Origin of the sequence: Parabacteroides hominis (genome assembly GCF_014287585.1) — a bacterium.
Classification (GTDB): domain Bacteria; phylum Bacteroidota; class Bacteroidia; order Bacteroidales; family Tannerellaceae; genus Parabacteroides; species Parabacteroides hominis.
This window is the reverse complement of sequence record NZ_JACOOJ010000016.1, coordinates 36813-52152: the sequence shown is the minus strand read 5'-3', so window position 1 is coordinate 52152 and position 15340 is coordinate 36813. Positions and strand designations below refer to the sequence as shown.

The 15340-nt window shown below is 46.4% G+C and carries 6 protein-coding genes; 1 reads left to right on the top strand and 5 read right to left on the bottom strand.

What is annotated here, in order from left to right; all coding sequences use genetic code 11:
• Nucleotides 1–81: 81 nt before the first annotated feature.
• The 4 genes from H8S65_RS10425 to H8S65_RS10410 all read right to left on the bottom strand — a co-directional run bounded on the left by H8S65_RS10425 (nucleotide 82) and on the right by H8S65_RS10410 (nucleotide 10315).
• Complete coding sequence (locus H8S65_RS10425; RefSeq protein ID WP_186929957.1) at nucleotides 82–1404, bottom strand: glycoside hydrolase family 88/105 protein; 1323 nt, start codon at nucleotides 1402–1404, stop codon at nucleotides 82–84.
• A gap of 34 nt (nucleotides 1405–1438) precedes the next feature.
• Complete coding sequence (locus H8S65_RS10420) at nucleotides 1439–3037, bottom strand: RagB/SusD family nutrient uptake outer membrane protein (RefSeq protein WP_186929923.1); 1599 nt, start codon at nucleotides 3035–3037, stop codon at nucleotides 1439–1441.
• A 20-nt stretch (nucleotides 3038–3057) separates the two neighbouring features.
• Nucleotides 3058–6141: a SusC/RagA family TonB-linked outer membrane protein gene (locus H8S65_RS10415; RefSeq protein WP_186929922.1), complete on the bottom strand. Its 3084-nt coding sequence runs from the start codon at nucleotides 6139–6141 to the stop codon at nucleotides 3058–3060.
• 181 nt (nucleotides 6142–6322) lie between these two features.
• Entirely contained in the window at nucleotides 6323–10315 is a 3993-nt protein-coding gene (locus H8S65_RS10410; protein ID WP_255489165.1) for a hybrid sensor histidine kinase/response regulator transcription factor, read from the bottom strand.
• 199 nt (nucleotides 10316–10514) lie between these two features.
• Here H8S65_RS10410 and H8S65_RS10405 point away from each other — a divergent pair, with 199 nt between their 5' ends.
• The gene (locus H8S65_RS10405) at nucleotides 10515–12632 is read left to right on the top strand and encodes a glycoside hydrolase family 2 protein (protein ID WP_186929920.1); all 2118 of its coding nucleotides are present in this window, start codon (nucleotides 10515–10517) and stop codon (nucleotides 12630–12632) included.
• A 113-nt stretch (nucleotides 12633–12745) separates the two neighbouring features.
• Here H8S65_RS10405 and H8S65_RS10400 read toward each other — a convergent pair whose 3' ends face one another.
• On the bottom strand, nucleotides 12746–15067 hold the full coding sequence (locus H8S65_RS10400) for a cation:proton antiporter (protein WP_186929919.1): 2322 nt from the start codon (nucleotides 15065–15067) through the stop codon (nucleotides 12746–12748).
• Between the last annotated feature and the right edge of the window lie 273 nt (nucleotides 15068–15340).

Sequence of the window (15340 nt, the reverse complement as noted above, 5' to 3'; positions counted from 1 at the left end):
CTGATGCATTTGACAGAGTCGTAAAGAAGAAAGAAAGGAGTATGATACAGTATTTCATAAATCATCATTTAATCATGAAATCTATTTGGCCAATTTATACACTTCGCAGGCTGCCATCAGGAATGCCCCTGTACCGTAAAGTTCGGTCATGTCGCGTGTCACCTTTTTCGGATCGGCCCCTACCGGCTGGACCCAACCTAATTTCCCGTCCGTTTCAACGGCGGCAACCAATGCTTCCCAACCTTTTTTTACAACAGGCAGATATTTGTCTGCCGGCAGATAACCCTGGTTGATTCCGTATGCCAGGCCGTAAACGATAAATCCGGTCGCACTTGTTTCAGGCGAAGGATAGCTGTCCGGGTCCAGCAGGCTGGCATGCCAGTAACCGTCTTTTCCTTGCAATCCGGCGAGGCGCTCTGACATTTCTTTATAAAGTTCGAGATAGAAAGGACGAAACTCGGTATCTTCCGCCGGGAGTGTCTTCAGGATTTCAGCCAATCCTCCGATTACCCAACCGTTGCCGCGTCCCCAGAAAATCTTCTTGCCGTTGGCTTCTTTCTGTCCGATGTAGCGGCTGTCGCGATAGAACAGATCTTCGTCTTTATCATATAGGTGGTTGTAAGTGGCACGAAATTCGCCGTCGGCAAAATACATGTATTTACGGTTACCGGTCAGCGTATAGAGTCGCGTGTAGACGCCGGGTGCCATGAAGAGGGCGTCGCACCAGGTCCAGCGTTCGATCGTGCTGCCTTTGCTGTAATCGAGATCCATGCTTCCGTTGGAAGGATTGTTCAAAACCCAGTCGGCGCGGGCGATGGTCGGTTTCAGCATATTCTCATTCTTTTCCTTATTATAGAAATCGATGTAGGTTTGTGCGATACAAACGTCATCTGCATGATACATCCGGTTGGCAACCTGCCAGCTCTGGCGGTTGAAAATCTTTCTCAGCCAGTCGTAGTAGGTGTTGTCATTGCTTAACTCCGCCCAGTCGAACATCCCCATATAGAGTGCTCCCGGAACCCATCCGCGCGGTTCACTCTTGGCATATTTGTTTTCGGGATAATCCTTGATCTGCCAGTCAGCCACCCGGCGGGCAACGTCCATGACGCTTTGCCGGTTCCAGTTGCTTGCCGTTGCGGTAACAGCGGTATTTGTCGTTTCGGCCTGTACCGGCAGATTATTTACTAAACAGGTACAAGCGCAAAGTGAGAGGCCTGTACAGATGTACTTGATTGTAGTTTTCATGATATTTGTTATGTTTCTTTTAATTCTGCACCAAAAATAGGAAAGATAAGGCTCTGAATATAATAATATCATCTCAAAATGATTAAAAAATGTACCAAATCCAATGATTTTTAGCAAAAAGAAAGGGGATGTCCCTTTTGCAAGAACTTCCCCTTTCACCATATAAGTGTGTCCGTCAGTAGGTATTCATTGTTTAATATCCCGGATTCTGCGGAAACTCGGCTCCTGTGTTAGAGTCAATGATGGTCTGCGGGATCGGCCACAATGTGTGGTGCTCGTCCATCGTATTGCTGTGAGAGTTGTATTTTTTTACGCGCTCAACCAATTTGCCTGTACGAACCAGTGTAAACCGGCGCAATTCTTCACCAACCAATTCACGAATACGTTCGTCCAGCAGGAAGTCAATCGTAGCATCTTTGGCTGTAATTTCCGGTGCATTGGCGCGTTTGCGAATTACATTGATCGCATCTGCGGCTCCTTGTGCATTGTTTTGCATTAGGCGTGCTTCAGCCAATAGCAGATATGTTTCAGCCAGACGGAACTTCATACGGTCTTTATTGTTACCACCGTAGCTCAAGTTTTCAGATTTTCCGTAGAAGAATTTCGTGACAGCTGGATATACGGTGAACTTAGTCCATGTGTCCTCTGTGATTTCGGCTTTCTTTCCGTATTTATCGGAGGAAGCATCGTTGTAATACCAGTTTCTCTTGATGTTGTATTCCGAGTTACGGATATCGCTTGAAGCGAAGAAGTCGTTGCTGTCGATCCACCATTTGAACGGAACGATCTGTGCCAAACCACGTCCTCCTAAAGAGTCTGCCAGCACAAAACCGTCTTCGTTGTAGTATTTGGGAACCCAGGCACGTTTTGTCCAGTCTTCATATTCCCCGCCACCTCCGGTCGTGTTGTATTCGAGCTGCATAACCCAGATACTTTCCATATTACCGGAAGTACGGTTCTGGTTGTACTCTTTGAACATATCGGAGAATGGGTCACCGGCTTCATCTTTGTCTGCACCGAAGCGTGAAGTCATCAGATTGAAGTAACCGCAATCGATTACAGCTTTTGCTGCTGTTTCTGCTTCCGCATATTTGCCTGCCATGAGATATACTTCCGAAAGCATATGTTGAGCAGCCCATTTTGTTAACTGGCCTACTTCTACTTTGTCAGGATCTTCCGGAAGGTTTTCGATTGCAAACTGCAAGTCTTCAATCATTTTGCCTAAAACTTCCGCTTTGGGTGTGCGGGTAAAATCTATACGGAAATCTTTTTCAATTTTATCAACGTAAGGAACATCTCCGTATAGATATACAAGATACCGATATGCGTAAGCACGGAAGAAACGGGCGACAGCTTGGTAATAGGCTTTGTCGGTCGGTTCGTCCCAATTAACATCGCCTTCCGAATATTCGAGAATTTCATTTGCAGAAGCAATCAGGCCATATCCCCAATTCCAATAAGATGTAACGAATGTGGTGGAAGATGTATAAGATAGATTCTCAAAAGGAACCAATGAACCGTCACCATGACCGGTATAGACAATATCGGTCGCAACCTGGAATGATTCGTATGGACAAGCTTGTCCCTGGCTTGTGGTTGCGTCTCCCCATGTGTTAAATTCGGAACGGGCCCAACCGTATAATCCGTTCACGCCAACTTCGAAGCCATAGCTGCTTGTGTATGTATTATCCGGAGCCAGCGAGCTTTTTAGCTCTTCATCCAGAAAACCGGAACAACCGGTTGATGTCACCAATAAAAATGCAGCAGCGGCAGTTGCTAATATATTTTTCATATTCAAATTCAATTATAATGTTAGAAAGTAAGATTTAATCCAAACATGTAAGAACGGGCTGTCGGATAGGTAACGAGGATATTTCTGTTAGCATCGCTATCTTCCAAGTTTAACCAGTTGTCTATGTTGCTGAAAGTATAGAGGTTATTGACACTTGCATTGATACTCAGCGAGCTGATTCCAATTGCATTCAAGGCTGTCTTCGGGAACGTGTATCCGATGGTGATATTCTTGATATTGACATAATTCATCTTTTTGTAGAATGAATGTTTATCGTAAGGAACATAAACCGGAGAAGTCATTTCGTTTGTCGGATTTTCCGGCGTCCAGTAATCCATTCCGCTGATGTAGTTGAATGTAGGCATCCAGCGGTCGAAGTTGTAATCATGCAGTTCTTTTGTCTGTCCGAATACACCATTTAACAAGAAAGAAAAATAGATGTTTTTGTAATCAAAACGGTTACCCATCGACAGCAGGAAGCTCGGCAGTTTAGAACCGATGATTTTCTTATCATCAGCCGTGATGGAACCATTCCCGTCTTTATCTTCAAGTTTTGCAGAACCGGGAACGGCACCTTTCTGATATTCCACACCTTCTTCATTAAGGAATTTTCCACTTGTTGCATCCCAACTGATTGTGTGTCCGTTTTCAACGTATGTTTCATTTTCTTGCCATGTCCCGACAACATTGTAGTCGTAGAATACACGTAGAGGTTCTCCGATGAACCATTTGTTTGTGATATCGTCTTTACCGTCGCCACGCAGTTCGATAATTTTGTCGCGGTTCAGCGAGAAGTTGACATTTGTGGTCCAACTGAAATCGTTGTTCTGGATGTTGACAGAATTCAATGCTATTTCTACACCCTTGTTACGAGTTTTACCGACATTGTCCATGATGGATTTGTAGCCGTTCATATAAGGTACGGTGCGGCTCATAAGCAAGTCGCTTGTGTTGACTACATACATATCGATGTTACCAGAAAGACGTCCGTTAAAGAAACTGAAGTCGATACCGGCATTGATTGTACGTGAAGTTTCCCATCTCAGATTAGGATTACCGACGCCGTTTGTCGGCAGATAAGCTCCGTTTACAATCGTTCCGTTGTCACCCCAAATGTAGTTGGTCAGTGTCAAACGGTCAAGTGTCTGATAAGGGTTAATGGCCTGATTACCGTTAGAACCCCATGAAAGACGGATTTTCAACATGTCCATATAGTTTGATTGACTTTCCATAAACTCTTCGGAAGAGATGTTCCATGCTGCGGCGACAGAAGGGAAGAATGCATATTTATTATTCTTACCGAAAGCAGAGTAACCATCGGAACGTCCTGTCAGTGTCAGCAAATATTTGTTTGCATATGAATAATTCAAACGCAACATGTAAGATAACATGGCTGTTTCTGTCAGTTTGGACGTGATTTCTTTGTTCTTTTCGGCACCAGCCATATTGTGATATTCGGAATCGTCATTTACAAAACTTTCGCCTGATTCTTTCGCTTCCTTTTTAGTTGTTTCCTGCATACTGAATAAGGCTGTGGCATCAATTTTATGTAAACCGAATGTCTTGTTGTATTTCAAAAGATTTTCCCAAGTGTAATCGTAGTAGTGGATATTCTCTATGGAGGCGGAACCGTTCACCTTTTTACCGGAAAGAGTATTTCTTCCGTAATAAGATCCGACAAAATTGTTACGGTAGTTGTAACCGAAATTTGTACGGAAAGACAGACCGTCGATTGGGAACTGAATTTCCGCAAAGGTCGAAATGAATACATTACGGTTTGTTTTGTCGTTTGTCGCGTCTATATTGGCCATCGGATTGTAGAACAAAGTTTGATCCATCGGGTAGTCAACGTAACGATCGTTTTCATCTTTATAAACACCATAAGGACTCATTTTCAGTCCGGCTTCCAGATAAGGTTGTTCTCCTCCGAATTCTTTTTGGATCGCTTGCGTTCCCATTCCGACGGTTAACCATTTATTTAAAACCTGTGTGATGTTCAACGCGATGTTGGTACGTTTTAGTCCGGTATTTTCCATAACCCCATCTTCTTTCAGGTGAGAAATCGATGCCATATAGGTTGTAGCCTCTGTTCCTCCGGAAATACTGATCTGGTGGCTGGTGGTTAAAGCATTACGGAACATGATATCCTGCCAGTCCAGTTCTGAACCGTTCTGGTAGTTCGCACGTTCGCTCGGATTCAAAAGTACAAGTGGGTCGAGTTGGTCTCCGGAATAACCGTATTTCATGCGGTTGTAGTCTTGCGTGTATTTTACATATTCGGCACCTTTCATCATGTCGATGCGGCGCTGTGCCTGTTGCATGCCGACCTGTCCCTTATACGTGACTGTCGGTGCTCCCTTTTTACCTTTTTTAGTCTGGATTAGGATCACACCGTTTGCACCGCGTGAACCGTAGATAGCAGCTGAAGATGCATCTTTCAATACAGACATGTTTTCGATGATATCCGGATCGATGTCACCTAAAGAACCGCTATAAGGAATACCGTCCATTACGATCAGCGGAGAGTTGTCCGCACTCAGCGAGTTTTCACCACGGACGCGCAGCGACTGGTCTTCGCCCGGTTTGGCATTGCCGGTCGTGACATTCATACCCGGAACCTGTCCTGCCAATTTGTCGAGCAAGTTGTTTGTCGTAACCATCTGGAGTTTTTCTTCCCCGACAGCCACAATGCCCCCTGTCAAGTCCGATTTGCGTTGCGAACCGTAACCGATTACGACAACGTCGTCCAAACCGATCGCATTGTCTTTTAAAACAATGCTTAGGGTTTTTGATCCTGTGACTTTGATTTCTTGTGTTTCGCAACCGATGTAAGAGACAACGATTGTAGAGTTTTGGGGAACGTCAAGGGAGAAGTTGCCGTCCGCATCGGTGACTGTACCGATGGTTGTTCCTTTTACGACAATGTTGGCTCCGATGATCGGATACTTGTCGGCATCTGCGATTACCGTACCTGAAATTTTTACATCCTGCGCATATACCTGTACGGATATAAACGCCATAAAGAGTAATAATAAAGAAAGAAATCTATTCTTTCCGTTTGCCTTTTTACTGGGTGGCAAATTCCCTCGTAGTTGTCTGTTCATGCCTTTCATAATTTATTAGCACATTAAACAATTAATAATTAACCTGTCGGTCCTATTTGTTTTTTGTGTCAAAAGAATGAAAGATACAAGCCAAGCGCGTGTAATTTTATTCCAAAAGGGGATAAAAACATACCAACGTGCTAAAAAACATTTATTTTGATGAATTTTGATAGATACACCCTTAGTTTTGAGATGCTGTTTCCTGGTATTCCGTCGGAGACATTCCGTAGGCAGCTTTAAAGCTACGGGCAAAATACGAGCGGCTGCTGAAGCCGATGTGCTGGGCTATTTCGGAAACGTTCATATCCGATTCCTTTAAAAGTTTCGCCCCTGCCTCCAAGCGGATATTTTTGATCAGTTCGATAGGGGAGAGTCCGGTTACGGTCTTTACTTTCCTGTAAAAATTGGTCCGGCTCATTCCCAATGTCTCATAAATGACCGACACGTCGAGTTCGGGATTCGAGATATTGGCTTTTACGATCTCGATATATCGACCCAGGAAATCGTCGTGCTCTTTCGGCTCTTCCACTCCGAGTTGTTTGAGGGAAAGCGTGTCGCCATACATCGTTTTCATTTTCTCGCGCAGGGAAAGGATGTTCCGGATGCGGGCTTTGAGCAAAGATATCTGGAACGGTTTCACGATATAGTCGTCTGCACCGGCATCCAGGCCTTCTTCGATCTGCGATATCATAGACTTGGCGGTGAGCAGGATAACCGGTATATGGCAATAGTTCTGGTTTTCCTTGATGCGTTTGCAAAGTTCGAGCCCGTTCATTTCGGGCATCATGACATCGCTGATAACGATATGAGGGTATGACTCCTCGATCATCGCCAACGCCTCTTTGCCATTAAATGCCTTGACCACGATATAGTCGAGACTGAGCTGTTGTTCCAGATATTGAAGCACTTCCTGGTTGTCGTCGGCCAGCAAGACCGTCTGCTTGTTCTTGTTTTCGGTCTCTTCGACCAGCAAGTCGAACTTTTTGCTGATTTCAGCGGACTTGGACAGAACGGGAGCTTCGGTTTGTCTTCCTTCCTGTTTTTCGGTGTCGGGAAGGAGGAACATGAAACGAGTGCCTTCCGCTTCCGAACTTTCGGTCCAGATGCAACCGTTATGCTGCAAAATGATGGAACGTGTCAGGCTGAGCCCGATACCTGTACCGGAAATCTGCCGGTGTATATCTTCCTGCGAACGGTAGAAAGGTTCGAAAATCTTTTCCGCTTCCTGCTCGCTGAACCCTTTCCCGGTGTCGATTACCTCGATAAACAGGTATTTAGCTTCTACCAGGATGGAACTGTATTGAGCCGGGAAATGGGGAAGCAGTTCGCATTCAGCCTGTGTGATCGTGCTGACACGGATGGTCACCTGTCCTTCCGAAGGTGTGAATTTGAAGGCGTTGGAGAGCAGGTTGAAGAATATTTTTTCGATCTCCGCCTCGTCGAAACAAACCTGATATGTTTCCGGCAGCTCATTATCCAACGTGAAACGGATCTCCCGGTTGCCCGCCACGCTCTCGAAGGAGTGATACATCTCGCGGATAAAGGCGGAGAAATTGAAACTGGTCTTTTGCAGGATCGTTTTACCGGCCTCGTATTTCTGTATATCCATCAGGTTGTTGACCAAGAGCAACATCCGTCCGGTGTTCTTTTTGATCAGCTGGAGCGTCTCCTTGATTTCGGGCGAGAACGAGACGTATTGCATCAGGTCGTTTAGCGGGTTGATGATAAGCGTCAGGGGAGTACGCAGTTCGTGGGAGAAATTGGTGAACATGCGCATCCGTTCCTCATGCAGTTCGTTGACTTTGTCCTGCTCCATCTGTTTGTAGCGAAGTTCCCGTTCCCGTTCATGCTTATCGTGCTGGTGGCGGATGATTCTCACGATGACGAATGTGATTATACTAATGTATAGTAGGTAAGCCCACCAAGTCTTGTAGAAGGGCGGATCGATCGTGATGCGTAGTGTCGCTTCTTCGGGATTCCATACGTTGTCGTTGTTAGAGGCTTTGATCCGGAACGTATAAGTGCCGGGAGCCAGGTTGCTGTAATAGGCCTCCCGCCGGTTGCCGACCGTATGCCACGTCGGGTCGGCTCCTTCCAGTTTGTAGGCATACTGGTTTCTTTCGGAATGGATAAAGTTTAGCGACGTGTACCTGAATGTGATGTTATTCTGGTTGGAACCGAGTGTAATGTCCCTGTTCTCAATGTTTCCGGTCACGTCGTCTTCGTTATTTACGATCAGGGAAGTAATATATACGGGCGGGATGTTTGGATTCACCATAATCTTGTCCGGATTGAAGAAAAGGACTCCTTTGTCTCCGGGAAAATAGATGCTGCCGTCGGCAGAAATGCTGTTGCCTGAAAATCGTGTAAACTCCATTGCCGGAATGTCGGCTATCTTCATTTCGCTGAAAATATCGGTCGTGCGATTCAGTTTATACAGGGATTTTCCCGTCGTCACCCAGATATTTTGGTGTCGGTCGATCGTAAGCGAGTTGATATAACTATCGGACAGCCCGTCTTCTTGTTGATAATGTTTGGACAGTTTCAGATTCCGGTTCAGGCGGTATAAACCGTTTTTATTGGTTGCAATCCATACATAACCTTCATCGTCCTGCGTAATGGCCGTAATATTCCCTAACTTTTCAAACTTGGGATCCGGTTGCAATTCGGTGGAAAGGTTGCGGACGGTTTCTTTCTTTATGTCGTACAGGTAAAGGCTGTCGGACAATGTGCCGAACAAAAACAGGTCCGGTTCGAGTTCATGGATCACAGTGACCCATTTGAAAGAGCGGGAAACGCCGTCGGCTATGAACCGGTTGGTCTGCCTCCCTCTGTCGACCATCACTAAGTCCTGGTCGCTGTTTGTCGGTATCCAGAGCCGTTTGCTTTTGTCGATGTATAGGGAGAAAATGTCGTTGTGCCGGAAGTCGTATAGCAGCTTTTTATACTGTTTGTCCCGGATAGAAAATAAATAGACTGATCCGAAATGGGTGGAGCACAAGATCGAGTCTCCCTGTATCAGGATCGATTTGATAATATTGATCTCGTAATTTCCTTCATGAAGAGGTTTGATGGGATAAAGCTGTTGCCGCCCGTTTTCCGGGTTATAGTAAAACAATCCTGCGCCTTCTGTTGCAAACCACATATTCCCGTCCTCGTCTTGTTCTCCTTTGCCGATGATGCCGGCATATTCGTTTGGCGTGATATAGGAAACCGGCCTGTAAAAAGGGCTATGATAGTTGACTCCAGCCGAATAGGTCCCGATCCAGAGTGTCTGGTCTTTGTCGATCAGCATGCTGTGGATGGAGTAGTGGCTCAGTCCTCCCTTCCCGGCAATATTGATATTGGCAGGAGCGATGGTAAGTTCTTTTTTATCCAATATATTCAAGCCTCGGAATGTTCCGACCAGAATGGAACTGTCGCCATAGGGGACGAATGTGCGTACCGAGTTGTTACTGAGGCCGGTATTGTCCTTATGCAACCGGGTAAAGCTTTTTTTCTCTTTGTTGAAGAGGCAAATCCCCGTCTCGTCCATTCCCAACCATATGTCCCCTTTGTCGTCCGGCAATACGGCTGTGATGGTTCCGTCGACCGGTACGTGTTGTTTTAGTTTCCAGTCCTCGGAATAGATGTACAAGCCGCTGCTCTCCGTCCCGATGTAGATGTCCTTGTCCGGAGCTTGTGCTACGGAATAGGTCGGTGAAGAGATTGCCGTGTCGGGAAAGATCGCTTCGACTGTCTGGTTCATGCAGCATTTGAATATGGACTGGTTGCAGAAAGCATAGACATTCCCGTCCGAATGCTTCAATAGGCGGTTGATGATGTTGGTGGAGCATTCCTTGTCGATGCTTTTGGGGTAGAAACGGGTTATCTTTTTTGTTTTATAATCGATGCAGTTGATCCCGTTCGAAGTCGCGATCCAGATATTCTTCCGGTCGTCTTCGGCAAATCCACGGATATAGTTGTCTGTTAATGTCGCGTTGTTGTTTACTTCGTTTTGATAGACAACAAATTCGTAGCCGTCATAGCGGTTTGCGCCGTTACGCGTCCCGAACCAGATGTAGCCGTCCGAATCCTGGAAAATATCAAGGACGGAAACTTGCGACAGTCCATCTTCTACTCCCAAGTGGGAGAAGAAGAAATTTATGCTATATGCCGGGGTTGCATATAGCATAACCAAGTATATTGTTAGTGCGGTATAGAATCTTTTTATCATCTGTAGTTTCATGGTTTATGCGTAGAGACGCACGGCTGTGCGTCTCTTATTCCGCAAAGATAGCGATTTGGAGACGATCTTGAACAGGATTGAGATGATTTTACACGGTGGAACAAATTGATAATCCTATTTTTGCAATTCAATCAATTAAAACATCATGAATAAACGAGTATTGAGTTTAACCTTATTGTTGGTCTGTTTCTGCTTGGCAATACAGGCGGAAGGCCGGATTGTCGAGTCGTTTAATTCCGGCTGGGTATTTAAGAAAGCGCCGGCAGGCAAGGAACTGGCCGTTAATGCGCCGAAATGGGAGAGTGGATGGACCGAGGTCGAGATTCCTCACACATGGAATGCAAAAGACATGCAGGTGCAGTTTGATAATTTCTACGAAGGGCCTGCCTACTACAAGAAGCAATATTTCTTTCCTGCCGAAATGAAAGGGAAACGCGTGTTTCTCCGCTTTGAAGGTGTGGGAGCCGTAGCGGAAGTGTATGTGAACGGTTCGCTTGTTACGACTCATAAAGGAGCCTATTCCGCTTTTTCATGCGAGATCGGCACGGTGCTGAAACCGGGAGCGGATAACGAGATCATAGTGAAAGCCGACAATGCGTCACGCCCGGATGTGATTCCTATCAACCATGTGCTTTTCGGCGTTTACGGCGGGATGTACCGTCCGGTTTGGTTGATCGTGACAGATCCTTATAATATATGTGTAACCGATTGCGCTTCTTCCGGTGTCTATATCACCCAGAAGAATGTTTCCAAAAAACAAGCGGATGTAAAAGTCAGAGTGAAGTTGGATAATGGGACGTTGCAACCGGCTCCGCTCACTTTGCAGAACACGATTTATAATCAAGAGGGAAAACAAGTGGCTACCCAAAGCCGGTCGTTCGAACTGACACCGCAAGGCGTACAGTCGTTCGAAGCCGATTTCAAGATCAAGAATCCCACCTTGTGGCAGGGCCGTAAGAATCCTTATTTATATAAGGTCGTGAGCCGCCTGATCCGGGACGGGAAAGTGATCGACGAAGTGGTACAGCCGTTAGGCCTGCGCAAGTATGAGATCGTTGCCGGCGAGGGTTTCTATCTGAATAGCGAGAAATATCCGATGTACGGCGTTACCCGCCATCAGGACTGGTGGGGGCTGGGCAGTGCGTTGAAGAACGAAAACCATGACTTCGACCTGGCTACTATTATGGATATCGGTGCGACAACCGTCCGTTTTGCCCACTACCAGCAGTCGGACTACCTGTATTCGCGTTGCGACAGCTTAGGGTTGATCATCTGGGCGGAGATTCCTTTCGTGAACCGTGTCTCCGGACAGGAAGCGGAGAACGCCCGCAACCAGCTCCGCGAACTGATCCGCCAGAGCTTCAACCACCCGTCCATCTATGTTTGGGGGCTGCATAACGAAGTCTATCATCCGCACGAATATACAAAGGAACTGACCCAGTCCTTGCATGACCTGGCAAAGACGGAAGATCCCGACCGCTATACCGTTTCGGTAAACGGTTACGGGCACATGGAACATCCGGTCAACCTGAATGCCGACATCCAGGGGATGAACCGCTATTTCGGCTGGTATGAAAAGAAATTGCAAGACATCGAACCGTGGGTGGAAGGCCTGGAAAAGAACTATCCGAACCAGAAACTGATGTTGACGGAATATGGAGCCGATGCCAACCTGGCCCACCAGACCGAATACCTGGACAATTCGCTTAACTGGACGAAGCCCTTCTATCCGGAAACTTTCCAGACGAAGACGCACGAATACCAGTGGAGCGTGATCGCCAAGCATCCCTATATTGTCGCTTCTTATTTGTGGAACACCTTCGATTTCGCCACACCTCTGGCAAACCGCGGCGACCTGCCCGCCCGTAACATGAAGGGCATGGTGACTTTCGACCGCAAGACGAAGAAAGATTCTTATTTCTGGTACAAGGCAAACTGGAGCGAAGATCCCGTCCTGTACCTGACACAACGCCGGAATGTGGACCGCGAGAAGAAAGTTACTTCCGTCACCGTCTATTCCAATATCGGCGAACCGAAAGTTTTCCTGAACGGCAAAGAACTATCCGGCATCCATAAAGGTTATACTGATGTACATTATATTATAGATAATGTCACCCTGACAGACGGAAAGAACGTCGTGAAGACCGTTGTTAGCAAAGACGGCAAGACGTACGAAGATGTCATCGAATGGATGTACACCGGAGAGAAAAAACGGGAAGCGGATTCCTTCTCCATCAAAGGTGTACATGCCGGGTTTGAATAAAAAGACAACATACTAATTGAATATAACCGGCCTTGACTGTAAGAGGAAAGTATGTCAAAACTGCTCTGTCTCCGCGTTTAACGCGGGGGCAAGCGGATTGGCATGCTTCCTGCTTATGAAACTGTCGTTTCCTGCTTATGCTGGTTCTTATTCAAGATCAATGTCGACGGCATTTTTTGAAGTGCTTCTTTACGGTGTTCGGATACATCGTTCCAGGTGTTGTAGCTAATCAGCATGAAGTTATAGCCATTGAACAATCCCGGTGTCAGGTCTTTATCCGGCAACAGATTCGCTTGCGGGACGGTGGCCGTAAATTCTTCGATCGCTTCGATGATCTTGTCGTATCCGGGAGTCGTCGTACTTGCTTTATTGACGATGCCGACAGAACCGTGAGTCGTTTTCAGCAATGTCCTTGTATAGTCGAGCAGGAATAGGTCTTCTTCGGAGCTGATGATGACCAAGGCATTGGAGGCCTTTACGAAATTGCGGTTGATGAATACGCCGACGTCGCAATTGCTGCGGGCGATAAACATCTTTGTCTTGTCTTTCAGCAATGCACCCGGATAAAACCAGGATTCGGGAGCTTTGAAGCGTTTGAAATAGCGGTTATAAAAAGAAGTGCGGTAGCGGGTAGCCTCAATATCGTCCGGCGAGTCGCTCATGGAAATACCGGAACCGACCAATAGGAAGTCGAATCCTTCGTTGTTGACGATGTCGCAAATATCCTGCCCGGCGTTGTTCGATACCTCGTAGCGTGTGTGGATGTGCATACCTAACTTTTTGGCTCCATACAGGATAGGGCCGAAACTCACCTCCTCGAAGTTATCCGTATGTAATGGATTGACATCGGAGCCGACAGTCAGATGAAGTGCCGTCAGGTCCAGTTTGTTCTTTCCACGGGCAAACATCTGGTGGGCGACATCGAGCATGATCTGGCCGTTTCCGGCACGTCCGAACGAAAGCAATACTTTGAATGCCCCATCAGTCGGTTCTGCATATACCCGGTGCTCCTTGATCTTGTCGCGGGTTTTAAAGCAGAATTTGATGAAAGAAACCAGCGGAGTCGTCATAAAGGTCGTGACTAATGTCATCAAAACCAGCATCACGAAAATGGAAGGCGGCAATATCTTCATCTCATAGCCGATTGTCAGCACGACCAGCTCCATCAAACCGCGCGTATTCATCAAAGCCCCGATATAGAGGCTGTCTTTCCAGCTTTCCCCGACAAAACGGGCGGAGAACATGGCCCCTCCGAACTTCCCGATAATAGCCACCACGATGAAGATTCCGCACATGGCCCAAAGTTCCGGTGTGTTCAGCAAGCCGATCTCCGTACGCAGTCCGGTCGAAACGAAGAAAAGCGGCAGGAAGAGCGCCAATGACACGTCCTCCACCTTTTCTGTCATGATCTTGCGGAATTTGATGTTTCCCGGCATAACCACACCTGCAATAAAGGCGCCGAAAAGAGCATGCAAGCCTAATATCTCGGTAAAATAGGAAGATACGATCAACAGCAGGAACATCAGGGCTACCAGTGCTTTGTCGATCACCTCTTTATTATGGTATATATGCCCGATCATCCGTAAAAAAGGACGAACGGCAAAAAACATGAAGAGAATATACAGGATCGAAAACAGTATATTGTAAACGGCACTCAGCATGCTGCCGGCCTGGGCGATGGCAATCACGACGGCCAACAAGCACCAGGCGGTGATGTCTCCATTGGCGGCACTTGCCAGTGAGATGGTTCCCAAATGCGTTTTGGTCAACCCTTTTTCCTGGATGATACGGGCCAGAACAGGAAAGGCCGTGATGCTCATGGCAATCCCGATAAACAGGGCGAACGAAAGGAACGGTGTCCCTTTATGGGCATAGGATTCATAGACATAATAGGCTGTCAGCATGCCGAAGAAAAACGGAACGATCGTACTGGTATGGCTGATCAGGATGGTCTCTTTCAGCTTTTTCCGTACTTCGCCGATGTCCAGCTCCATACCGATGGCGAACATGAAAAGGATCAGGCCGAATTGGCTTAATATGGTGATATTGCCTAATGATTCGGGAGGAAAGAGAAATACGGATACTTCCGGCAAGAGATGTCCGAGCACGGACGGGCCGAGCACGATACCGGCCACAATCTCGCCGATGACGGTGGGCTGCCCGATCTTTTGGAACATCCAGCCGAACAGGCGGCAGACGATTAATATCGTAATGATTTGCAGAAGGAGGATTCCGATTGAAGATTGGATATGATGAGTGACCGAATCCCAGAACACAAAAAATCCTTCCCCCATATCCCTGGGGGCGTTTTGCATCGACTGGACAGCTGTTTCGACCTGCCGGCTTTCTCCTTCTTTGACTATAAAATACATAAGCGAGCCAAAGATCAGGAGCATCATCAAATAAAAGGCTATACTTTTTGTTCCTTTACTCATCTGCTATCTCTGATACGGTTTCTTGCAAAAATAAGAAAAGGAATTAAATATAGCTCCTTTTGTGGTGAGAAATTTTATTGACGATCTTGTTTTTATTACTATTCCGTGATTCTTGACGGACAGAGTACATGGACGGAAGTTTCCCTTATTGTCATTTATCTAAAAAAGCAGTTGGTTCAAATCGAAACTACTACCGCATCTAATTCGATTTTCTACCCCATTTAAATGAAATTACCCGCAAGGGTAATATTTTTTAACAAACAAGTATTTTTA